The organism is Enterocloster clostridioformis, assembly GCF_020297485.1.
Classification (GTDB): domain Bacteria; phylum Bacillota; class Clostridia; order Lachnospirales; family Lachnospiraceae; genus Enterocloster; species Enterocloster clostridioformis.
In genome coordinates, this window is sequence record NZ_JAIWZC010000001.1 from 1,215,977 (window position 1) to 1,239,182 (window position 23,206).

At 50.3% G+C, this 23,206-nt stretch carries 16 protein-coding genes and 1 pseudogene; 6 read left to right on the forward strand and 11 right to left on the reverse strand.

Annotated elements, in window-relative coordinates:
- Positions 1–39: 39 nt before the first annotated feature.
- The 6 genes from LA360_RS06075 to LA360_RS06100 form a co-directional block, all read right to left on the reverse strand.
- On the reverse strand, positions 40–2,031 hold the full coding sequence (locus LA360_RS06075) for a bifunctional 4-hydroxy-3-methylbut-2-enyl diphosphate reductase/30S ribosomal protein S1 (RefSeq protein ID WP_022202899.1): 1,992 nt from the start codon (positions 2,029–2,031) through the stop codon (positions 40–42).
- Between the two features lie 2 nt (positions 2,032–2,033).
- On the reverse strand, positions 2,034–2,711 hold the full coding sequence (cmk, locus tag LA360_RS06080) for a (d)CMP kinase (RefSeq protein WP_057572659.1): 678 nt from the start codon (positions 2,709–2,711) through the stop codon (positions 2,034–2,036).
- A gap of 87 nt (positions 2,712–2,798) precedes the next feature.
- Positions 2,799–4,040 (reverse strand): BaiN/RdsA family NAD(P)/FAD-dependent oxidoreductase, encoded by a 1,242-nt coding sequence (locus tag LA360_RS06085; RefSeq protein WP_089776040.1) that lies wholly within the window; start codon positions 4,038–4,040, stop codon positions 2,799–2,801.
- Positions 4,037–5,539 carry a polyphosphate:AMP phosphotransferase gene (pap, locus tag LA360_RS06090; RefSeq protein ID WP_022202902.1) on the reverse strand — a complete coding sequence of 501 codons (1,503 nt, stop codon included), beginning with the start codon at positions 5,537–5,539 and terminating at the stop codon, positions 4,037–4,039. The genes LA360_RS06085 and pap overlap by 4 nt, the downstream gene beginning before the upstream one ends.
- Positions 5,540–5,771: 232 nt before the next feature.
- Complete coding sequence (locus LA360_RS06095; RefSeq protein ID WP_022202903.1) at positions 5,772–7,091, reverse strand: aspartate kinase; 1,320 nt, start codon at positions 7,089–7,091, stop codon at positions 5,772–5,774.
- Between the two features lie 248 nt (positions 7,092–7,339).
- Positions 7,340–7,930, reverse strand: a complete 591-nt coding sequence (locus LA360_RS06100) for a hypothetical protein (protein WP_022202904.1) — start codon at positions 7,928–7,930, stop codon at positions 7,340–7,342.
- Between the two features lie 129 nt (positions 7,931–8,059).
- Between LA360_RS06100 and LA360_RS06105 the strand changes: the two genes are divergently transcribed.
- Positions 8,060–8,524 carry a GNAT family N-acetyltransferase gene (locus tag LA360_RS06105; RefSeq protein WP_022202905.1) on the forward strand — a complete coding sequence of 155 codons (465 nt, stop codon included), beginning with the start codon at positions 8,060–8,062 and terminating at the stop codon, positions 8,522–8,524.
- A 110-nt stretch (positions 8,525–8,634) separates the two neighbouring features.
- A pseudogene (locus LA360_RS31075) lies at positions 8,635–8,878 on the forward strand (transposase); the annotation flags it as partial.
- 445 nt (positions 8,879–9,323) lie between these two features.
- Here LA360_RS31075 and LA360_RS06115 read toward each other — a convergent pair.
- Both LA360_RS06115 and LA360_RS06120 read right to left on the reverse strand, forming a co-directional pair.
- Positions 9,324–9,869 carry a hypothetical protein gene (locus LA360_RS06115; RefSeq protein ID WP_057572663.1) on the reverse strand — a complete coding sequence of 182 codons (546 nt, stop codon included), beginning with the start codon at positions 9,867–9,869 and terminating at the stop codon, positions 9,324–9,326.
- Positions 9,870–9,885: 16 nt separating this feature from the next.
- Positions 9,886–11,154, reverse strand: coding sequence for a sodium:solute symporter family transporter (locus LA360_RS06120; protein ID WP_138262384.1), 1,269 nt, complete (start codon positions 11,152–11,154; stop codon positions 9,886–9,888).
- Positions 11,155–11,436: 282 nt separating this feature from the next.
- Between LA360_RS06120 and LA360_RS06125 the strand changes: the two genes are divergently transcribed.
- Both LA360_RS06125 and LA360_RS06130 read left to right on the forward strand, forming a co-directional pair.
- Positions 11,437–12,516, forward strand: coding sequence for a LacI family DNA-binding transcriptional regulator (locus LA360_RS06125; protein WP_022202908.1), 1,080 nt, complete (start codon positions 11,437–11,439; stop codon positions 12,514–12,516).
- Between the two features lie 310 nt (positions 12,517–12,826).
- Complete coding sequence (locus LA360_RS06130; RefSeq protein WP_225537341.1) at positions 12,827–13,129, forward strand: hypothetical protein; 303 nt, start codon at positions 12,827–12,829, stop codon at positions 13,127–13,129.
- A gap of 151 nt (positions 13,130–13,280) precedes the next feature.
- Here the strand turns inward: LA360_RS06130 and LA360_RS06135 are convergent, their stop codons facing one another.
- Complete coding sequence (locus tag LA360_RS06135) at positions 13,281–17,057, reverse strand: phosphoribosylformylglycinamidine synthase (RefSeq protein WP_112482786.1); 3,777 nt, start codon at positions 17,055–17,057, stop codon at positions 13,281–13,283.
- Between the two features lie 250 nt (positions 17,058–17,307).
- On the opposite strand from LA360_RS06135, the gene LA360_RS06140 reads away from it, so the two are divergent.
- A complete protein-coding gene (locus tag LA360_RS06140; RefSeq protein ID WP_022201283.1) occupies positions 17,308–18,786 on the forward strand; it encodes a DUF1846 domain-containing protein in 1,479 nt (492 codons plus the stop codon).
- A 35-nt stretch (positions 18,787–18,821) separates the two neighbouring features.
- Here LA360_RS06140 and LA360_RS06145 read toward each other — a convergent pair whose 3' ends face one another.
- Positions 18,822–19,949 carry a YibE/F family protein gene (locus tag LA360_RS06145; RefSeq protein ID WP_022201284.1) on the reverse strand — a complete coding sequence of 376 codons (1,128 nt, stop codon included), beginning with the start codon at positions 19,947–19,949 and terminating at the stop codon, positions 18,822–18,824.
- Positions 19,950–19,958: 9 nt separating this feature from the next.
- The gene (locus LA360_RS06150) at positions 19,959–21,521 is read right to left on the reverse strand and encodes a purple acid phosphatase family protein (protein ID WP_112482788.1); all 1,563 of its coding nucleotides are present in this window, start codon (positions 21,519–21,521) and stop codon (positions 19,959–19,961) included.
- A gap of 311 nt (positions 21,522–21,832) precedes the next feature.
- Here LA360_RS06150 and LA360_RS06155 point away from each other — a divergent pair, with 311 nt between their 5' ends.
- Positions 21,833–23,089: an IS110 family RNA-guided transposase gene (locus LA360_RS06155; protein ID WP_057572861.1), complete on the forward strand. Its 1,257-nt coding sequence runs from the start codon at positions 21,833–21,835 to the stop codon at positions 23,087–23,089.
- Positions 23,090–23,206: the final 117 nt, after the last annotated feature.

A 23,206-nucleotide genomic window follows, 5' to 3' on the forward strand; every position in this document is an offset into this window, starting at 1 on the left:
GCCAAAGCCCATAACCAGTCCTCATGAATCCAATTCTTATTATTCTTCTGTGTACTGTGACATGGCATCGATGTCCACGTCAGCCACGTCAGCGTCCTGTGCTGCAGGCGCCAGCATAGCCTTGATGCTTAAGCTGATTTTGTGGTCAGCCTCGTTAAAGTCCACTACCTTAGCCTCGATCTCCTGGCCAATCCTTAAAACATCAGCAGGCTTTTCAACATGCTCCCTGGAAATCTGGGATACGTGAAGCAGTGCGTCCACACCTGGCTCCAGCTCAACAAACGCGCCGAAATCAGTCATGCGTGCCACACGGCCGTATACCACGTTGCCAACCGCATACTTGTCAGCTGCGTTAACCCATGGATTAGCCTCAGGGAACTTAAGGCTCAGGGCAATCTTCTCTCCCTGGATATCCTTAATCAGTACCCTTACCTGATCCCCTGCCCTGAATACCTTCTTAGGATTCTCAACACGGCCCCAGCTCATCTCGGAAATATGAAGAAGTCCGTCTGCGCCGCCCAAATCAATAAACGCGCCAAAGTCAGTTACGTTCTTAACTGTTCCGTCAACCGTATCGCCTGGCTGGATTCTTGCGAACAGTTCTTCTTTCAGCTTCGCCTTCTGTGCAACCAGAAGCTGTTTCCTGTCGCCGATGATTCTTCTTCTCTTAGGATTGAATTCTGTGATAACAAAATCAATATCCTGTCCCGCATACCTGGACAGATCCTTCTCGTAGCTGTCAGATACAAGGCTGGCCGGGATAAATACCCTTGCGCCCTCAACCTCAACGCTTAAGCCGCCGTCTAATACCTGTGCTACCTTTGCTGTCAGAACCTCCTGGTTCTCAAATGCCTCTTCCAGACGCTTATTGCCTCTGTCAGCTGCCATACGCTTATAGGATAAGGAAACCATGCCTACGCCGTCATTAAGCTTAATGACCTTGGCCTCCATCTCTTCGCCAATCTGTACTTTTGTGGTCAAATCCACGTTGCTGTCGTTGCTGTATTCGTCACGTGTGATAACTCCCTCGGACTTATTACCTGCAATACTCAGTATTATCTCATCTTTGCTGACTTCGATGACCTGACCGGTGACTATCTCTCCTGTACGTATTGGTTTGGTTGATTCTTCCTCTTCCTTTAATAACTCTGCAAAACTCTGCTCTGCCATTCTGGTATGAACCTCCTCAATAATTTTTCTTGGGGTGGATGCCCCAGCTGTAATACCTACGCTGCGCACAGAAGATACACTGTCAGGATCTAAATCGCCGAGTGTCTGAATGTAAAAGGTGTCTTTACACTCCTTGAGGCATATCTCGTAAAGCTTCTGGGTGTTGGAAGAATGCCTGCCGCCAATCACAATCATAGCGTCCACCTGCGAAGCAATTCTTGCTGCCTCCACTTGTCTTTCCTGTGTTGCATTGCAAATCGTATTTAAAACACTACTATCATAACCCTTTTTTAAAATTTTTTCAACTAATTCTTTAAATTTGTTGTGATTAAATGTCGTTTGGGACACGATACATAACTTTCGGCCCTCGGGCAGACGGTAGTAATCCGCCCCCTCCCCATCCTTTATAACCGTAGTATGTTCATTCCCCCATCCCTTAATTCCTTCCACCTCAGGATGGTCCGGGCTTCCGATGATTACCACTGCCTCCCCGGCCGCGGAGTGCTCCGCCACAATTCGGTGTATTTTCTTCACAAAGGGGCAGGTGGCATCCACCACGGCCACGTTCCGCTCCTTCAGGATCTCATACACATGCCTGCTGACGCCGTGGGACCGGATGATGACCGTTCCCTGGTTTTTGGGAAGCGCCCTCAGCTCATCCTCTGTCTCCAGAACCATGACACCCTTATCCGACAAATCCTTTACCACTTCCTCATTGTGGATAATGGGGCCGTAGGTGTAGATGGGACCGGATGTCTTTTTGCTCTTCAGGGCCTCGATCTGTTCATAGACCTGGTCCACTGCCCGTTCCACGCCAAAGCAGAAGCCGGCGCTCTTTGCTACTGTGACTTTCCTGTCCATGGCTATCTCTCATACCCCCGCTCCCTGGCTATGCGTATGATGGAATCCACTACCTGGCCGATGGTCATGTGGGAGGAATCCAGGAGCACCGCGTCTTCCGCCTGCCTTAAAGGCGAGTTCTCCCGGTGCATGTCCCGGTAGTCCCTTTCCTCTATATCCTTCTCGATTTCCCTGATATCGCAGACCTCCCCCCTTTCCTCCAGTTCCCTGAAGCGACGTCTGGCGCGGGTTTCCACAGAGGCGGTCAGGTAAATCTTAGCCGGAGCGTCCGGCAGCACGCAGGTGCCGATATCCCGTCCGTCCATGATTACATCTGCTTCCCTGGCCAGCTGCTTCTGGAGCTGAACCAGTTTCTGCCTGACAGGCCCGTACACAGACGTGGCGGACGCCATGCGTCCCACTTCCTCTGAACGAATCAGTCCTGATACATCCTCCCCGTTTAAAATGACCTGCTGGGCTCCGTCCGCATAGCGGATGGCGACCTCCACCTGAGAGCAGGCCCTGGCTATAGCCTCCTCATCCTCCGGCGATATGCCCTGCCTGATAAAATACAGGGCCATGGAACGGTACATGGCTCCCGTATCCACATATACAAATCCCAGCTTTTCAGCAGCCAGCTTCGCGATGGTGCTTTTACCGGCGCCTGCCGGACCATCAATGGCAATATTGAAATACTCCATGTGTTGCATTCTCTCCTGTCCTGTGTTCATGTAATTTTATTGTACTCATGTATTCTGCCGTGCCAGGAAGCCCTTGTGTTTCCGGCGCTATGACGCCGCAGCCTTTCCGGCCGCCCAGCCCGTGGACCATGCAATCTGAAGATTAAAGCCGCCTGTCACCGCGTCCAGATCCAATATCTCCCCCGCAAAATACAGGCCCCGGACTTTCTTTGACTCCATGGTGGAGGGATTTACATCCTTTACGGATATACCGCCCTGGGTTATGATGGCTTCCTTATAGCCTCGGAGTCCGGTTAGGGTAAACTCCAGGGACTTGGTTGCCTCTGCCAGTCCGCGCCGTTCCTCCCTGGTGACCTCATTCACCTTCTTATCCGGGTCCACGCCGCTGCGGGCAATGATAACCGGAATCAGCTTTGCCGGATAGAGGTGGTTCAGGGCATTCTTAAACTGCCTGTTCCTGCTGTCTGAAAAGTCCCTGAGGATGCGCTCGTCCAGCTGTTCCCATGACAAGGCCGGCTTCAAATCAATCACCAGGCGCAGGTGCTTCTTCCTTATGGCCCTGGCGCAGAAGGAGCTGGCGCTTAAGAGTACGGGTCCGCTTACCCCGAAATGGGTGAACAGCATTTCTCCAAACTCCCGGTACAGCTCTCTTTTTCCGTCATATACAGCAGCCTCCACATTTTTAAGCGAGAGGCCCTGCAGCTCCTTAACGGTCTCTGTCTCCTTCACCTCAAAGGGAACCAGAGCGGGCGACAGCTCCGTAAGTCTGTGGCCGCTGTCCAGGGCCCATTTTAGGCCGTCCCCGGTGGATCCGGTGGTGGGATAGGACAGGCCGCCGGTAGCCACGATGACGCGGTCGGCTGCCTGTATCCTGCCGCCGTACCGTACGCCTTTACACACGCCGTCCTCCACCGCCAGTCCGTCCGCCTTCTGATTCAGGCGCACCTTGACTCCCGCCTGTCTCATAAGGCCGGACAGGGTGCTGATGACGTCTGACGACTTGTCGGACTGAGGAAATACCCGGTTGCCCCGCTCCACCTTCAGGCGAAGCCCTGCCTGTTCCAGCAAATCCATCATGTCCTGGTTTGTAAAACCGTAAAAACTGCTGTACAGGAATTTGGAATTGCTTACCACGGAGCCGAGCAGCTCCTCCATATCGCAGGCATTGGTCACATTACACCGGCCCTTGCCTGTGATAAACAGCTTTTTGCCCGGCTTTTCGTTCTGCTCCCACAGCTCCACCTCAGCGCCTTCACCGGCTGCAGCTATGGCGGCCAGCATGCCGGCCGCCCCTGCGCCAATTACAATTACATGGTTCGTCTCACTCATTTGTCTGTCTTTACTTCCTTTATTTTCTTTTCCAGGGCATCCACCACGGTCTGGAGGACCTTTACCCTGGCATATCGTTTGTCATTTCCCTCCACCACAATCCATGGTGCGTAGGTGGTGGAAGTGCGTATGAGCATCTCGTTGACCGCTTCCTCATACTGGTCCCATTTCTCACGGTTGCGCCAGTCCTCGTCCGTAATCTTCCACTGCTTGGCAGGATTGGCCTGGCGCTCCCTGAACCTGCGCTCCTGCTCATCCTTGTCAATGTGGAGCCAGAATTTAAGAACCACTGCTCCGGCATTGGCCATATGGGATTCCATCTCGTTGATTTCCTGGTAGGCCCGCCTCCACTGGGCTTCCGAACAGAATCCTTCAATCCGCTCCACCATGACCCTTCCATACCAGGTGCGGTCAAAGACGGCGATATGGCCTGCCTTTGGCACATTGTTCCAAAACCGCCACAGATAGTGGTGTACCTTTTCAATGTCATTGGGGGCCGCCGTCGGATTTACCCTGTATCCTCTTGGGTCCAGATTGCTGGTCAGACGTTTGATGGCTCCGCCCTTGCCTCCGGCATCCCATCCCTCAAAACCGATGACTACCGGAATCCTGAGACGGTAAAGTTCGCTGTGAAGCTCCGCCAGACGCTTCTGAAGCTTTTTCAGACGGGTCTTATACTCCTCCTCCGTAAGGCTCTTTGAGAGGTCGATGCCGGAGAGCACGCCGTTCTTAAACCGCTCCCGGATCTTGGCTTCCTGCCCCTGCGCCGTTCTTTCTTCTTCCGGCCTGCTATGCTCCAGCTCATATTCCAGGCGGTCCATAACCGTGCTGGCAATTTTAAGGGCTGCATAATCCTTGTCCACTGCTTCTATGATGACCCAGGGCGCATAGTCTGTATCTGTTTTCTCCAGCATCTCCTCATTCATCTTCAGATACCGGCCGAAATCCTTATTCCTGTTCCAGTCCTCGTCTGTCACCCGCCAGGAGGTCTCCTTGGACCCCTCCAGCTTCTTAAAGCGCTTCTTCTGCTCATCCTTGTCTATATACAGGAAAAACTTCATGATGACAGTGCCGTCATCACACAGCTGTTTCTCGAAGGACAGGATATCCTGGTACGCATCCCCAAGCTTATCCTCCGGGGTAAGGCCGTCAAAACGGTCCACCTGGACACTGCGGTACCAGGAACGGTCAAAGACAGCGATCCTGCCCTTTGCAGGCGTCTTTGTCCAGTAGCGCCACAGGAAGGGCCGCATCTGCTCGTCCTCCGTGGGGCGGTCGCAGGCATAGACATCAAAGCCCCTGGGATCCAGTGCCTGTATGAGCCGGTTAATCTGCACTCCCTTGCCGGCAGCTCCCATTCCCTCGAACACCAGAATGACCGGAATTCCCGCATCCTTACACTCCCTCTGCAAAAGCCCCAGCTTCTCCTCCGCCTCGTCCATGACCCTGCGGTAAGTTTTCTTGTCAACTTTTTTACTTAAATCAATCTTTTCAAGCATATGTTCCCCTCCTTCTCTTCCTGTTTACTATTTTATCCAGTATATCACACTTTCAACTATAATAAAATGAAAAATTAGGCCGGGGAAGGCTGGGCGGAGAAGCCTGAACACTGAAAGCCCGGGCACAGACGGCCGGGACACAGACGGCCCGCTCTGCCTCACCTCAGAAAAAGCCCCGCGGGGAATCATCCCCCCGCGAAGCTTCCTGCAAACGGTATAATAGCCAGACTGCCTACAGTTCCGTGGTTACAAATATATCATAGATGGCCCTGATTGCCGTCTCAAAATCATCGTTCTCCACTCCGATAATGATGTTCCACTCACTGGAGCCCTGGTCGATCATCTTCACATTGACCCTTGCATGGGCCAGGGCTGAAAAGATGCGTCCGGCTGTTCCTCTGGTGGAGCGCATGCCCCGTCCCACCACTGCAATCAGAGCCAGATCTGACTCCAGTTCCACGGTGTCCGGCTCCACAGCCCTGTGGATGCCGGCTATGACGGACTGTTCAAACTCCTCGAATTCCGACTGGTGCACATAGACGGTCATGGTGTCGATGCCGGAGGGCATGTGCTCAAAGGAGATGCCGTACTGCTCAAACACACTGAGCACCTTTCTCCCAAACCCAACCTCGGCATTCATCATGGCCTTCTCTATGTTAATGGAGCAGAATCCCTTTTTGCCCGCAATTCCGGTGATGGTGTAACGCGGCTTGCGGCAGGTACTCTCCACAATGAGAGTTCCCTTGTCCTCAGGCCGGTTGGTATTCCTGATATTGATGGGGATACCTTCCTTGCGCACCGGGAAAATGGCGTCCTCGTGAAGAACGCTGGCTCCCATGTAGGAAAGTTCCCTCAGTTCCTTGTATGTAATGGTCTCAATGACTTCCGGATTCTCCACGATTCTGGGGTCTGTCACCAGAACACCAGACACATCCGTCCAGTTCTCGTACATATCTGCGTGGATGGCCTTGGCCACGATGGAGCCGGTGACATCTGAACCGCCTCTGGAAAATGTTTTGATGGTCCCGTCCGGCTTGGAACCATAAAAACCAGGGATGACAGCCTTCTCCACATGCTCCAAGCGCTCAGACAGCTCCCGGTTGGTGTGCTCTGACTCAAAATTTCCGTTTTCGTCAAAGAAGATGACTTCCGCCGCATCCACAAATTCAAATCCCAGGAAGTTGGCTGCCACGATGCCGTTTAAGTATTCCCCGCGGGAAGCTGCGTAATCCCGTCCCGCCTTTGCCAGAAAATTCTCCTCTATCCTGTCAAACTCGTGGTCCAGGTTCAGGTTTAAATCCAGGCCGTCGATGATATCCATATATCTGCTCTTAATCTTTTCCAGGATTTTCTTATAGGACCTTCCTTCTGCCACTGCGTCGTAACAGGCATAGAGCAGGTCCGTCACCTTCTCATCCTTATCGCTTCGCTTGCCTGGTGCGGAAGGGACCACATACCTTCTGGACTTATCAGATTTAATGATATCCGCTACTTTCTTGAACTGTCTTGCACTGGCCAATGAACTTCCGCCGAACTTCACCACTTTTTTCATCTTGTCTATCTCCCTTGTTTCATTCTATGCGCCGGATATGGAACGTATTTCATAAAATAAATGCCACTTTATATGTATGGCGTTACAAGTGCAAATAATACCCTACTTTGTTATGTATGTCAATACTTTTAAAGGAAAAAATTTGCGTACAGGAGACATTTGTTTTTCTATGGCGGACCTTTTCTCAGGGAATGTCCATACACCGGCTCATGGTTTCGCAGAAGGTGCAGGTGCCAGTGAGTCAGGTGTTATGCCTCGTATGCTTTCATCTCTTCACCGACAGCGGCTTCGCAGGATCGCATGGCCCGGATAGTCTTGTCCATAAGCTCCTCCAGGTTCCAGCCCAGTCCCTCGGCCCCTTCTCTGATTACATCCCTGGAACATCCGGCAGCAAAGCGCTTGTCCTTAAACTTCTTCTTAAGACTGGACACCTCCATGTCCATGACGCTCCCAGACGGACGCATCCTGGCCGCGGCCCCAATCAGGCCCGTAAGCTCGTCCGACGCAAACAGTATCTTTTCCATCTGGTGCTCCGGCTTCACATCCGAGACAAGACCATATCCATGGCTGCACACGGCATGGATGAGCTCATCCTCCGCCCCTGCTTCCCTCAGAAGCTCCGGCGCCTTGCCGCAGTGCTGCTCCGGATACATCTCAAAGTCAATATCGTGCAGCAGGCCGGCGATTCCCCAAAAATCCTCCTCCTCCCCATATCCCTGGTCCTGGGCAAACCAACGCATCACGCCTTCCACGGTAAGGGCGTGAAGGATGTGGAACGGTTCCTTATTATATTTTTTCAGGGCCTCTAAGGCCGTCTCCCTTGTCATTGCTGTTTTCATCTTGCTTAATCTCCTTTCCTCTGTATGAAATCATATGATATCACAATTATAAACAGCCGGAGTTTAAAATGCAATAGCGGCCCGGCCCCTGGTTTAGCAACCGCAGAAGACCTGGACAGGCTCGTGGCCATGTCGGACCAGGCCAAGGAATCATTTAAAGCAAAGAACATTGACCAGTGGCAGAAGGGGGAGCCCAACCGCCAGGTAATGGAGGCTTCCATCCTCCGGTCCCAGCTTCATGTGCTTGAGGACACGGGACAGGTCGTTGGGATGATTACCATTGTCCCCGGACCGGAAGCCAGCTATGCCTCCATAGACGGAGCCTGGCTGAACCAGGAGCCTTACTTTGCATTCCACCGGATATGTGTGGAAGAATCCATGAAAGGCCGCGGACTGGCTGCCAGGCTGTTCTCGGAAGCAGAACAGTATGTCCTGAAAACAGGCGTCCGCAATATCCGCATCGACACCCATCCTGACAATCAGGCCATGCAGCGCGCCCTGGCAAAAAGCGGCTACATCTGCTGCGGCACGCTTGTCCTCACAGAGGGAAGCGAAGCAGGCGATTTGAGGGTGGGGTATCAAAAGGTGATTTGAATATGGTGAGGGGCATAGGTGGTTCCGTCCGTGAGTGGGATGGGGGCGGGAAAAGCCGGGGTTGCGCAGGGCGCAGGGCGCCCGGAGCAAAGCAAACATGGACAGGCTAAAAGTTATCTTCGGATAAGAAGTATCTCGGAGCAACACCGGGGATTATTCAGGTTCTTCATACCTGGAATCAGGAACTGGACTACCATGTGCATCCACTGCATCGTATCTGGCGGCGGTCTAACAAAGGTACAAAAGATAAGAAAATCGTCCAAAAACTTTTTTATCCCTGGGTATGTCTTGCGCGATAAGTTCAAAGGAATATATCATTCTCTCCTGAATTCTCTATACGAGGAAGGAAAACTGGAATGCGGACGCAGTTCCATGAGACAGCTTGGAAGGTGTTATGCACCAATCTAATTCTGTTGATTTTTATATTGTTTTTTCAAGACCTGTCAGTGGGAGGTCTTAGAAGTATGCCCGAAAACATTTAAGTAAACAAAATCTCCATGGTTTTCACCTGATTTTAGAATGAATATACGATTTTCGGCAATACCGAAACAGTACTATCTCCATATAAACACTGGCTAAACTTCCGCAACTTGGTACAATTGGAAAGAATCACTTTCAAAGCAGCTCTGGCTTATTCGAGAACTGCTCTTTTTCACTGCTTAGAAAGTGATACTTTCCTTAGAAATTATACCATGAATGGCAGGTTCTTCGGAGCCTGCTTTTCTGTTTTTAGGCAAAAAAGAAGCTGCTGCTCCATAGATTACTCATTTATTTTGCAACAGCCCCTCTCGTTTTTCCATCATTTATTTTTTATATAATTTTCAGCAAATCTTCGTTCTACTGCCCCCAGATGTTTAAAATCCACTTTTCCTAGAAATCCATCTACCAGAAACAGATATTCACTCTTTCCTTTCGCGTAGAAACTCTGTTCCTGGATATAAACCTTCTTCCAGGACTGCTCCATCAGGTGATATCTGGAATACAGCTTCCGAAGCTGCCTGTTCATCTGCAGCTTCTTTCGGATCTGCTGTCTGGCTTCGGATTCTTCTTTCTCCCCATTCAGCAGAAAACATGCATCTACCTCTTTCTGTTCCAACTTCAATGACACGCTTCCTCCCATGGGAAACATGGAAATATCTTCACTCAGCTGACTGTTCAGGAAAGCATAGCTTTCTCCAGTTTCCTCTACCTGATAAGTCATCATATAATAGGGAATGTAATAACAGTCTCCTTCATAGAGAGTCGTATGCCCGTATTTCATCACTGCCCCAAAAGTTTTCAGAAAATTTGCCAGAATTTCCATCGGAGCAATTCCATTGGTCTGAATCAGACATTCCATGTTCATAAGAATCCGCCTTTCTCTAAATAAATGCCAAGATCACACACTGAACCACAAAGAATATGAGCAATGCATATCCGATCTTATCAATTTTACCCGGAACTACATAATAGCCATCCTCATCTTTCTCTGCAATCTTGCCTGCAACTGCCAGCTTCACTACATTGCTGATTGTCAGATCACTGCCTGTGGCAGTTTCATAGCAGAAATCTTCGTTGATTTCCCGATCTTTTTCTTTGTTTGTCAACACACTGACCACATATCCAACTGCAAAAGCCACAAGGAACCCGAAAAAGCTCCACCACAGAGAACCGATGGAAGTACATTTCCACATATACAGATCAACTGCCAGGCCGGTAATAATAGCTGCAATACAGCCTTTTTCATTACCTTTTTTACAAAAAACAGCCAGGGCAAATGCACTGAGCATACATGGATAGAACATCGGTCCGATTACATTGATCAGATCCAGAACCGTACCAAGTCCGCCGAGAAACAATGCAAACACCGTAGCGAATACGCCCCAGAACAGGGTCATAAGCTTTGATACCTTTAAACACTGATCATCACTGGCTTCCGGCTTACATTTTTTATAGAAATCGTTTACAGTTACCGTTGCCAGAGCATTCAAAGCAGAATCCACACTGGACATACCTGCAGCAAACACACCGGCGGTTACCAGACCTCCCATTCCAACCGGAAGATACTGGGTAATGAAAGTCAGCATGACATAATCAGAATTTTCAAATGCCTGACCGCCAAATGCAGTAAACAGACAGATACCTGAGATCAGGAACAGCAGCGTCTGAATCGGTACTACAAAACCGGCCAGCGACAAAGAAAGTTTTGTTTCCCTCAGAGATTTTGCGGTCAGAACTCTCTGCACCTGACTCTGATCGGTTCCCAGATACGTCAGATACAGGAAACCAGAACCCAGAAGACCGCCCCAGAACGAATATGGATTACTGATACCAGGCGTAAAGTCCAGTCCAACGATCATATTATTGGAAACTGCATATGAAATAATGCTTCCAAGGCCACCATCCACGGTAAATATCGGAATCAGTATTGCCAGTATCACACCCAGCCAGATCACAAACATCTGTGCTACATCGGTCCAGATAACTGCTGCAATTCCGCCAAACACGGTATAAACAATAGAGAACACACCCATAATCAAAATTGCCGCCTTAGGATCTGTACCTGTGATCAGGGACAGGGCAAGTGCCGGCGCATACAGAACAACTGCCGTCTGCAGACCGCGGGACAGCAGGAAAATGAATGCCATCAAACCGCGGGATTTTGCTCCGAATCACGTCTTAACTGTGTTGCTCTGATCCGGAATCCATCTGCTCCATAAGCCTCAATACACAAAAGCTCTTTGTCAAACCGACGAAAAAGTTTTTTTCCCTCCTGATAAAGCAATTGACCATTACCTCTCCTTCTTCTTTTATTAACACGTGTTAACTATAAAATATCAACTTTTTATCAATCTGTCAATTGCTTATAAATTTTTCACAACATCTGTGTTATAATAAATTGAAATTACGAGAAATTTAGAGGAAGAACTACCATGAAAAAAACACATTCCAGACTGACTCTAGAAGATATCGCAAAAGAGATCCACATATCAAGAACTACAATTTACAAGGTTCTGAATCAGAAAGGAACCGTCAGTGAACAAACCAGACAGACTGTTCTGGATGCACTGAAGCGTTATGATTATGTACCGAATAACAATGCAAGAAATCTTGCATTGAATAAAAACTACATTATAGGTTTTATTGACTTTGAATCTCCGGATGCTGCCTATTTTGCCCCCGTGATCGAGCAGGGGATCCGGCAGGCCATTCAGGAATACGGAGATCACGGACTGGAAGTCCATCATTATACAGCTCCAATCCATCAGCCCAAACAGCAGCTTCTGGATCTGAAAAAAGCATTTCAATCCGGCATCCGGCATTTTGTCATTTCTGCAGCAGATCCTGCACAGATGCATACTGCTCTGATAAAACTGGCAGAGGCAGGTTGCACCGTGATTCTGCTCAGCAAAGATGTTCCTGATATTCCCTTTTATCCATTCATCGGTGTCGACGCCTATAAGGCTGGCCAGTTAGCTGCTGAAGTTCTGGGAAAGATGCAGCCTGTAAATGGAAGTGTCCAGATCCTTGTTGCAGAAGAATCCAGTTCCAATATGACGGTTACTCAGAATAACCTATGTGGATTTCTGGATCAGATGAATCATTTTTTCCCATCTGTCCGGATTCTTCCGATCGTCAGACATCTGAAAGATTCCTGCATGGTCGATGAACATTTGACGCGGATTCTCATAGAAGAGCAGCCTACTGCCATTTATGATCTTACCTACCGTCTGGACACGATTTCCCGTGTCCTTCATCGTGAAAACCGAACCGATATAACATTGGTGGGCATGGATCTTTTCCCGGCAATTGTACCCTATTTGAAAGACCGCACGATCAATGCCGTCATCTTTCAGGACCTGCAGGCGCAATCTTATCTGGCCTGCAGTCTGCTGTTTGAATATATGTGCTATGGTAAACCAATCTCTCAGAAAAAATATTACTCCAAACTGGAGATTGTCATGTCCGGTAATTTGGAATACTTTCTGAATTTTGAAGAATCGGCTCTTTAGCTTCATAAATGCTGACCGGTACAGTCTGAAGATCCGCCATTACAAGAAGTACATAATACTCATCGCTTTTCCATACCAGAACCAGAACAAGAGAGATCATGGCTGTGGTCAGGCTGGAGAGGAATGGGTATTTTCCAAATCCCAGTTTTGTTATGATCATATTAAAGGAACCAGTATACGGCTCCATCAGCCACAGAAAAACAACTCCCTTTTCGGAAAAGTGTGTCCAGTGCTATTAGACCATTTTTCAATGTATTATAGTAGTAGTCGGTGCATAATAATTCTATCACTAAAGAATGGATGGGTTATTATGCGAAGGAAAACAATTGATACTATCCCGGTTTTATCTGATGCCATGAAAAACATATTATCTGCTTTTTCAAAAAGCCGCTCCCTTCCGTCAGGACTGGTCAAAAGAGCCAGCATTGTCCTGCCTGCGTCACAGGGAGAACTCAACCAGAATATTGCGCCACAGGCCGGGCTTCATTATAATAATGTTGCCACCTGGCGCAGTCGGTTCCTCGCGGCGCTCCCAGCCTTGCGGAAGATTGAAATGGACGACCCGGAAAAGCTTGAAGATGAGTATGCCAAAAATCCGGAAAGAATCTTATAGCCAAGAGATTCCCTCCGGATTTTTGTGTAGATAAAGCGAGGGCATCGCTCAATCAACTAATTTGATGATTTCCCGCTGCGGAAACTGCCACCTCCCGGACTGCGTCCCCGACTCTTACGGACGCGGCTCCCCACGCGCGTCCGCGTTACATCTACACCTCAAAATACCTCACACCCGACTCAAATATCTTCATATCCTGCTCCCCATAAATATTCATGGCTACCGCCTCGCCCCGGCGCTCGGAATGGGCCATCTTGCCCAGAATCCGTCCGTCCGGGCTGGTGATGCCCTCTATGGCCATATAGGATCCATTGGGATTCCAGTACTCATCCATGGTGCATCTGCCCTGGTCATCCACATACTGGGTTGCCACCTGTCCGTTGGCAAAAAGTCTGTGCAGCCATGATTCATTGGCCACAAAACGACCCTCGCCGTGGGATGCAGGATTGCAGTATACACTGCCCAGTCCGGCGCCGGCCAGCCATGGGGATTTATCCGATACCACCTTGGTATATACCATCTTGGAGACATGGCGGCCAATGGTGTTCATGGCAAGGGTGGGGGATTCCGGCCCCTGCTCCTTGATTTCACCCTCCGGCAGAAGGCCCAGCTTAATCAGGGCCTGGAAGCCGTTGCAGATGCCCAGCATCAGTCCGTCTCTCTCTCCTAAGAGCTTCTCGATCTCCTCCTTCATCACCGCATTGCGGAACACAGTGGCAAAGAACTTGGCAGAGCCCTCCGGCTCATCGCCTGCTGAGAAACCGCCCGGGAACATAACGATCTGGGCCTTTGCAATCTCCTTTTTGTATTCCTCCACGGACTGGCGGATATCCTCGGCGCTCATGTTGCGCAGCACCCTGGTAACCACTTTGGCGCCTGCCCGCTCAAAGGCCCTGGCGCTGTCATACTCGCAGTTGGTTCCCGGGAATACCGGAATAAATACGGTCGGCTGCCCGATTTTATGGTCGCACACATACACCGCGCCGCTGTGATACAGCTTTTCTTCCAGCGCAGCCTCTTCCCCCTTTGCCTCCCTGCCGGCGGCAGTTGGGAACACATCCTCCAGAGGAGTCATCCACGCGTCTAATGCCTCATCCATGGTAATGGACACATTGCCGTACTCAAATGCACCCCTGTCAGTCACTTCACCGATAACGGTATAGGATATGGACAGCTGTCCCACCATGACCTCCGGCACCTCGCATACGATATCGCCCCATGCAGCAGCAAAGAAATCCCTTGGATCCACATTGTGTTCAATCTTCACACCCAGCTTGTTGCCGAATGCCATCTTGCTCACTGCCTCCGCAAGGCCATTGCCCTCCACGGCATAGGCGGATATAATGCGCCCTGCCTTTATGTCCTCAAATATCTTTCCATACCCGTCCATAACCTGGCTGTAGTCCGGCAGGTCATACTGGTTCTTCGCAATCCGGAACAAGGCAATCTTGCTGCCCGGACGCTTGAACTCAGGGGTAATCACATTCTTATAACTGTTCACATCCACGGCAAAGGAAACCAGGGTGGGCGGAACATTGATTTCACCGTTCTCCGTGTCAAAGGTTCCGGACATGCTGTCCTTTCCGCCGATGGAGGGCAGGCCAAAGCCCAGCTGCGCACTGTAGGCGCCCAGAAGGGCGGAGAAGGGCTGGCTCCACCTGGATGGATTTTCGTTCATCCTGCGGAAATACTCCTGGAAGGTGAAGCGAATCCCGCTGTAATCGCCGCCGGCCGCCACAATCTTTGCAACGGAGGAAACCACTGCATACACCGCGCCGTGGTACGGGCTCCAGCTGGAAAGCCTGGGATCAAAGCCGTAGCTCATCATGGTAACGGTATCGGTATGGCCTTTCAGCACGGGAAGCTTTGCCACCATGGCCTGGGTCTCGGTCAGCTGGTATCTGCCGCCGTAAGGCATGAACACGGAACCTGCACCGATGGATCCGTCAAAACGCTCCACCAGCCCCTTCTGTGAGCACACGTTCAGGTCGGAAAGCATGCCCAGCCATTTTCCCCTGACGTCAGCCACATCAGCCTTATCAAAGAGGTTTCCCGCCCGGTTAGGAACCTCCAGGGTCACGTCCGCCTCCTGATGCGCCCCGTTGGTGTCCAGGAAGGCCCTGCTCAGGTCCACAATGGTCTTGCCGCGCCAGTCCATCTTAAGCCTGGGCTCCTCTGTGACCACTGCCACGGTCACTGCCTCCAGGTTTTCCTCTGCGGCATATGCAAGGAACTGGTCCACATCCTTTGGATCCACCACCACTGCCATACGCTCCTGGGACTCGGAAATGGCAATCTCCGTGCCGTCCAGGCCCGCATATTTCTTGGGAACCTTGTCCAAATCAATCTTAAGGCCCGCGGCCAGCTCTCCGATGGCTACCGATACGCCGCCTGCGCCGAAATCATTGCACTTCTTGATGATTCTGCTGACCTCAGGCCTGCGGAACATTCTCTGAATCTTGCGCTCTGTGGGCGCGTTTCCCTTCTGCACCTCGGCTCCGCACACCTCAATGGAGGAAGTGGTATGAACCTTGGATGAACCGGTGGCTCCGCCGATTCCGTCCCGGCCCGTACGCCCGCCCAAAAGGATGATGATATCTCCCGGATCAGAGGTCTCGCGGATAACATCCTTCCTGGGAGCAGCGCCCATGACAGCACCGATTTCCATTCTCTTTGCAACATAACCGGGATGATAGATTTCCTTCACATAGCCGGTTGCCAGACCGATCTGGTTGCCGTAGGAGGAGTATCCCTGTGCCGCGCTGTTTACTATCTTTCTCTGGGGCAGCTTGCCCTTAAGCGTCTCCCCAAGGGGCCTGGTGGGGTCAGCCGCGCCGGTGACGCGCATGGCCTGGTACACATAGGTACGCCCTGACAGCGGGTCGCGGATGGCTCCGCCCAGACAGGTGGCGGCGCCGCCGAAAGGCTCAATCTCTGTGGGATGGTTGTGGGTCTCATTCTTGAAATTCACCAGCCACTCTTCTGTCACCCCGTCAATCTCTACAGGCACCACGATGCTGCAGGCGTTGATTTCATCGGAAACTTCCATATCCGCCAGCTTACCCTCGCTTCTCAGCTTCTTCATAGCCATAAGAGCCAGGTCCATGAGGCACACGTACTTATCGTCCCTTCCCTTATAAATCACTTCCCGGTCAGCCAGATACTGCTTATAGGTCTCCTCCATGGGCTCCCTGTAATCGCCGTCCGTGAAGTTTACATTCTTAAGCTCTGTGGAAAAGGTGGTATGGCGGCAGTGGTCTGACCAATAGGTATCCAGCACACGGATTTCCGTCACAGACGGATCCCTGCGCTCTTCCTTCTTATAATAGTTCTGTATGTGGAGGAAATCCTTAAAGGTCATGGCCAGGTTCAGGGTGCCGTAAAGAGCCTTTAACTCCTCCTCTGAAGAATCCGCGAATCCGTCAAAATACAGTATGTCCGCCGGAGCCTCGAATTCCGTCACCAGTGTCTCCGGCTTCTCCTCGTCCGCCTGACGGCTGTCCACCGGATTGATGCAGAAGCTCTTGATCGCCTCCTCCTGTTCTGCTGTCAAGGGCGCGGTGACCACATAGGTGGTGGCGGACCGGATAACCGGCTCCTCATCCTCCTTAAGAAGCTTCACGCACTGCTCTGCCGAATCCGCCCTCTGGTCAAACTGTCCCGGCAGGTATTCCACGGAAAATACCAGGTCTCCCGGATTCCTGGTAAATTCTTCCTCGTAAACCAGGTCCACCGGCGGCTCTGAGAAAATAGTCACCAGCGCCTTCCGATAGGTTTCCTCTGACAGGTTCTCAATATCATAGCGGATTAAAACCCGCACATTCTTCACATTGCTGATGCCCAGATAATGTTCCAGTTCTTCACGAAGCTCCCCTGCCTTTACTGCATAAGCTGGCTTCTTCTCCACAAATATTCGTCTTACGCTCATTTAGCAACCTCCTGCTCTCATCATGACCTTTTTATTAGAACACAACGCAAAAAGAACCTTTGTCCTTTTATCTGCTCCTATCATAACACAAACATAATAAATTAGTAAAATTAATATATTTAATCATCGTTATATGCAGTACTTATAAATATTTCAACAATCCCTTCAAAACTCCTTGTAGCGGAGGCCAGAAAGTTGTGCTATACTAAAAAAGTATGTGATTATAAAAAACCGGGAGATTACAGAAGAAATGAAAATCGGATTTGATAATGAAAAGTATCTAACCATGCAGTCAGAGCACATCAAACAGCGTATTGGGGAATTCGGAGATAAGCTGTATCTGGAATTCGGAGGCAAGCTTTTTGACGACTACCATGCCTCCAGAGTCCTGCCCGGCTTTGCGCCGGACAGCAAGCTTCGTATGCTCCTTCAAATGGCTGACCAGGCCGAAATCCTCATTGCCATCAATGCGGCTGACATCGAAAAGAACAAGGTCCGCCATGACCTGGGCATCACCTACGACGAGGATGTCCTCCGTCTGATTCAGGAATTCAGGGACAAGGGTCTCTATGTGGGAAGCGTTGTCATCACCCAGTACAGCGGCCAGAGCGGCGCCGACCAGTTCAAGGTCAAGCTGGAGCACCGCAATATCAAGGTGTACCGCCATTACTGCATCGAAGGCTATCCCAGCAATGTGCCTCTCATTGTCAGCGACGAAGGCTACGGCAAGAACGATTACATCGAGACGACCCGTCCCCTGGTAATCATCACGGCTCCCGGCCCGGGCAGCGGCAAGATGGCCACCTGTCTCTCCCAGCTCTACCACGAGAACAAGCGCGGCATCAAGGCCGGATACGCCAAATTCGAGACCTTCCCCATCTGGAACCTTCCTTTAAAGCATCCGGTAAACCTGGCCTACGAGGCGGCCACCGCTGATTTAAACGATGTGAATATGATAGACCCCTACCACCTGGAAGCCTACGGCGTAACCACGGTGAACTACAATCGGGATGTAGACATTTTCCCTGTATTAAACGCCATCTTTGAAGGCATATACGGAGAAAGCCCCTACAAGTCTCCCACGGACATGGGTGTAAACATGGCCGGATTCTGCATCATGGACGACGAAGCCTGCTGCGGGGCATCGAAGCAGGAAATCATCCGACGCTACTACCATGCCCTCAACCGTCTGGCAAAAGAAGAAGGGACTTCCGACGAAGTCTACAAAATCAACCTTCTGATGAACAAGGCAAAAATCGACTCCACCATGCGCCCTGTCATCGCTCCCTGTCTGGAGCGGGCCAAGGTATCCGGCGGCCCTGCCGCGGCCATGGAATTAGATGACGGCACCATCGTCACAGGCAAGACCAGCAGCCTGTTAGGAGCCTCTGCCGCTCTCCTGTTAAACGCTATCAAGGTCCTGGGAGACATCCCGCACAATGTACACCTCATTGCGCCGTCGGCCATCGAGCCCATCCAGACCTTAAAGACCAAATACATGGGCAGCAAAAACCCCCGTCTCCACACCGACGAGGTACTTATCGCCCTGAGCATGAGCGCAGCCACCGATGAAACCGCAAAAAAAGCCCTGGCACAGCTTCCTAAACTTCGGGGCTGCCAGGTCCACACCTCCGTCATGTTGTCCGACGTAGATATTAAGGTATTCAGCAAGCTGGGTGTGCAGCTCACCTCTGAGCCGGTATATGAGCATAAGAAGCTTTACCACTAACAACAGGCAGCGGACTCTTCGGAGTCCGCTTTTCATTATCCATTTTCACCTTTATAAATGTATGCAGCCATCAGTACCGTGGCCGGCACGGTCAAAACCACGCCAAAGCTGCCGGACAGCCCCTGCATCACCGCAATCCCTATGTTATTGGAGTTTATGATCTGGAGATAGGGAAGCTCATAGGCGTAGTCCAGCACCAGCATGGACAGACTGGTTCCCGCAAACGCAAGTATCAGGGTATTGGAATCTGTTCCCATCATATCGCGGCCCACCCGCATTCCTGCTCTCATAAGCTCCAGGCGGGATATCTCCGGATTCTGGCTGCAGAGCTCCTGCATGGAGCTGGAAATGGACATGGCCACATCCATCACCGCGCCCAGAGAGCTGATGAGAAGACCGGAAAACAACAGTCCTCCCACCTGAATATTATTGGTCTGCCACAGGGTAAGCAGGCTCTCAATATCCGACACATTCCATCCCGTAATGCCGGAAAGTCTGGAAAATATGGCGGCAGCCACCCCTGCTATCACAACGCCCGCCAAAGTCCCGGCCGTGGCGCACACCGTCTTTTTCCCAGCCCCTCCTATCAGGTACAGAGTGACCGCCGCTGTTACCGCACATATAAAGACTGCCGACATAAAAGGCGAGTGTCCCTGATATACGAGAGGCAGGTACACATAGATAATCGCCACAAATGTAAACACCAGCCCCAGGGCGCCCCTGATTCCTTTTTTTCCTCCTATGACACAGAGAGTCCCCAGATACAGCACGGCAAATCCTATTATCACTTCCTTGCGGTCCATGGAATAGACACTGGTAATCACAGAATCGCCGGCTATGCTCTGCATCACCACTACCCTCATACCCACAGTACACGCGGCTCCAAACAGATAACCCGCACTGCTGGTAGTGGTCAGCTCCTCTCCCTTTTTCTCACCGCTCGTCATGCGCACCACAACCGTCTGCTGGCCAATGCGCATTCCGTCCTCCTGTATATTGTCCTGTAATATGCGGACAACCACACCGGTCTCAAAACTCTGGCCGGTGCGGTTAATAAGCTGTGTCCTGGTGATACTGTTCAAACGGAATACCCAGAGCACCGCAGCCGCCAGGATTACGGCTGCAATGATATATCTCACATACTGTTTTTTAAGCTGTACCATTCTTTTTTCCTATCTTCCTGATACCGTCTTATGGATTGTAAATGTGTTGTCGATTGTCTCTACCTTTCCATCGTCCGTAATCTGATAGGTGGTAATCTTAAAATCACTTGGAGTCATATTGATAACAGAATAGCTGGGCAGCCAGTTCTGGCTTCTGTTGGCTATATAATCCTGCTGGGAACTGATGAGCTCATAGTACTTGGAGCCTGAGGCTGAGTTGGCTGTCATGTAAAGAGTTCCTTTGGGATTGGTTACAGAGTTCCCGCCTGAGCTCTCGATCGTGTAACAGTGATTGTCGCCTGTAAACTGTTCCAGGGCAGCTGTTCCGGCAGCATCCTCTGCTCCGGGATATAAAGGAATCTTTTCTCCGCTTCCCGTGTTGTAAGCATTGTCCCAGTCATAATCGTCCCCGGCCCCGTTTAACCTGAATTCATAGGCATTGTGGGTCTGTCCGTCACCATACAGAATCTTGGAACGGCTGTATGTATGGTCATGCCCCTGAAGCACAACATCAATGTCATACCTGTCAAACACAGGCGTAAGCTGTGTGCGCAGAATCATACCGTCTGTGTCGGAATGGTCCAGACCGGAGCCGTAAATGTCCTGATGAATTGTTACCACGCGCCACACTGCATCCGGGAAATTCTCAACCGCCTTTTTAATGCTCTGCTCATGTTCAGCTACATTGTAATTATTGGTATTTAATACGATAAAGAGGCCGGAACCATAGGTATAGTAGTAATCTCCTCCTGCCTGGGTAGCTCCCAGTCTCGTTGGGTTGGGATTGTTAAAATGGTAGGCATAATCCGGATTCAGGGAATCGTGGTTGCCGATGGTGGTTGCCACAGACAGGTTTTTAAGAGCACTGGCAGAGAGATAGGCTGCGTACTCCTCCTCTTTTGGTTTTCCTGTCTTGTTCACCTGATCCCCTGCGGAAATAACGAAATTCAAATCAGGGTGCTGCGCAATGGCAATGTCCAGGGTGCGGTCCCAGGCAAATCCGTCATTGCGGGCCGCCGTGTTGGCTGCTCCCGAATCCGCTGCCAGCTTCCCTTCTCCCTGGGGCTGTCCCTTGGAGGCGCCAATCTGAGGATCCCCTACATAGAGGATGTTTACATTTTCAAAGCTTCCGGTCCTGTACATCTCAGGCTGGGTAATCACCCCGTTTTTATTTACAGAATAATAGTAGGTGGTATTCTCCTCCAGGCCGGTAACCGTCACATAACTAAAGGAATATGCCTTACCCCCTGTCAGCTCTGTATCCACGCTGCCTGAGCTTCCGGTAAAAGGCTTCAGGTTTCCGGCGTCAGTTCCAAAGTAAACCACCGGCGTGGCGGCAGCGCCCTCGGTGTACCACGCAAAGTTCAGCTGGGAATCCGCTGCACCCGGTGTTATAGATACATGGGTATAATCATTTGCCAGACTGTTCCACCCCTCCACATAGGCATTCCACTCCGCAGAGCCGCCGGTTGCGCTGGAGTCATTGTAATGGGTGGTGGCTGCCCACACCTGCTGTCCGCCTGCTGCCAGGACTGCAGCCAAGATACATGAAATCACTTTTTTCTTTTTCATAAAAACTCTCATTCCTTTCGCTTCGCTTAGGCACAAAACAGTTATGAAATAGCAAGTTTGTGCTTCCACTATTTTATTTTTGATGTTAAACTCTCCTCAGACAGATACACTACAGAGCACGGAGGAGGAAGTAGAATCGGTTCCTCCATTTGGGATCAAGTCCGCATAAAAACATGTGTCGGCTGTCTTCTCAAGCACAAACCAGTGACGCCTTGAGCTCGTAACCTAATCATTGTCAAAGCAATTCCTTAGGTCTTTCTTTGCTGGACAGCCAGTCAATGTCTGTCTATTTTACTTAGGAGGGCTGTTTTATGTTATCTATCAAACACTTTGTCTGCTGTGGCATGGACGTTCACAAGAAATTTGTTGTCGCTACCATTGCTCTGACAGACTACAGGGGCGTTACTTCTTATGTTAAAAAGCGGTTCGCCACCTTCAATTCCGATCTTAATTCTTTGAAAAAATGGCTTCTTTCTTTCAATTGCACTGAGATCTGCCTCGAATCCACTGGTAAATACTGGATTCCAATTTTTAATATCCTGGAGGATTCCTGTCACGTTGTCGTTGCTAACCCCAAGTATGTCAGGGCTATCAAAGGACAGAAAACCGATGACAAAGACTCCGCCTGGATTGCGGATCTGTTTAAATTTGATATTGTTCCTTCCAGTTATATCCCCTGTAAGGAAATTCGCATGCTTCGGGAATTGTTCCGATACCGGCAGAAACTGATTGGCCACCGCAGCAGTGAGAAAAACCGGTTACAGAATGCTCTTACGGTTTCCAACATTGCCCTTGCATCCGTCCTCTCAGATACCTTTGGAAAATCAGCGACCGCCATCGTTGACTATATCCTGACCTGTGAGGTATTTGACCCCGAATACTGTAAATCCCTGCTTCTTAAAAAAGCAAAGGACAAGGCAGATGATGTTGTAACCTCCATAATCGGTTATGAACTGCGCCGTGACCAATCCGTTAAGATTAAGGTCTGCAGAAAGCATTTCGATGAAATCAATGAGTGCGTCTCCACTCTCGAAGAAACGATTTCCGACCTGGCTAAACCTTACCATAAATTTATCGAATTGGCTACTACAATTCCTGGAATTACAGAGCAGTCTGCCACCTTTATCATTGCTGAAATCGGGGTGGATATGGCGGTATTCAAATCCTCAAAACGTTTGTGCTCCTGGGCTGGGCTGGCTCCTGAAAATAACGAAAGTGCCGGTAAAAAGAAGAGCGTCCATGTTTCAAGAGCCGGGGTGTACTTAAAGCCTCTGCTGGTTCAGTGTGCAAATGCTGCCATCAAGAGTAAAAACCCTTACTTCAGATACAAATATGACCGTATAAAAAAACGTCGTGGTCATAAACGGGCAATCATTGCCATTGCACGCATGGTGTTGACTTGCATTTACCACATGTTCCAAAAGCAGGAGGTATTTAATCCTGCCGATACGGATTATTCCGCTATTCCTGAAGAAATGTACCGGAAATTTCAGGAACAGTATGACAGAAATGCCATCAAACGTTTAGAGAAACGAGGCTATATGATTACTCCTCCTGCTATGGCCTGATACCCTTTATTCCATAGGATCCTTTGGGGCGGCAGTTTACTGGTGCTCTTGTTAAGTTACGATTTTTTTTGATTTTTTCTTTCAACCTAAATCCCTTCCTGCATTTAATTTGTCCGA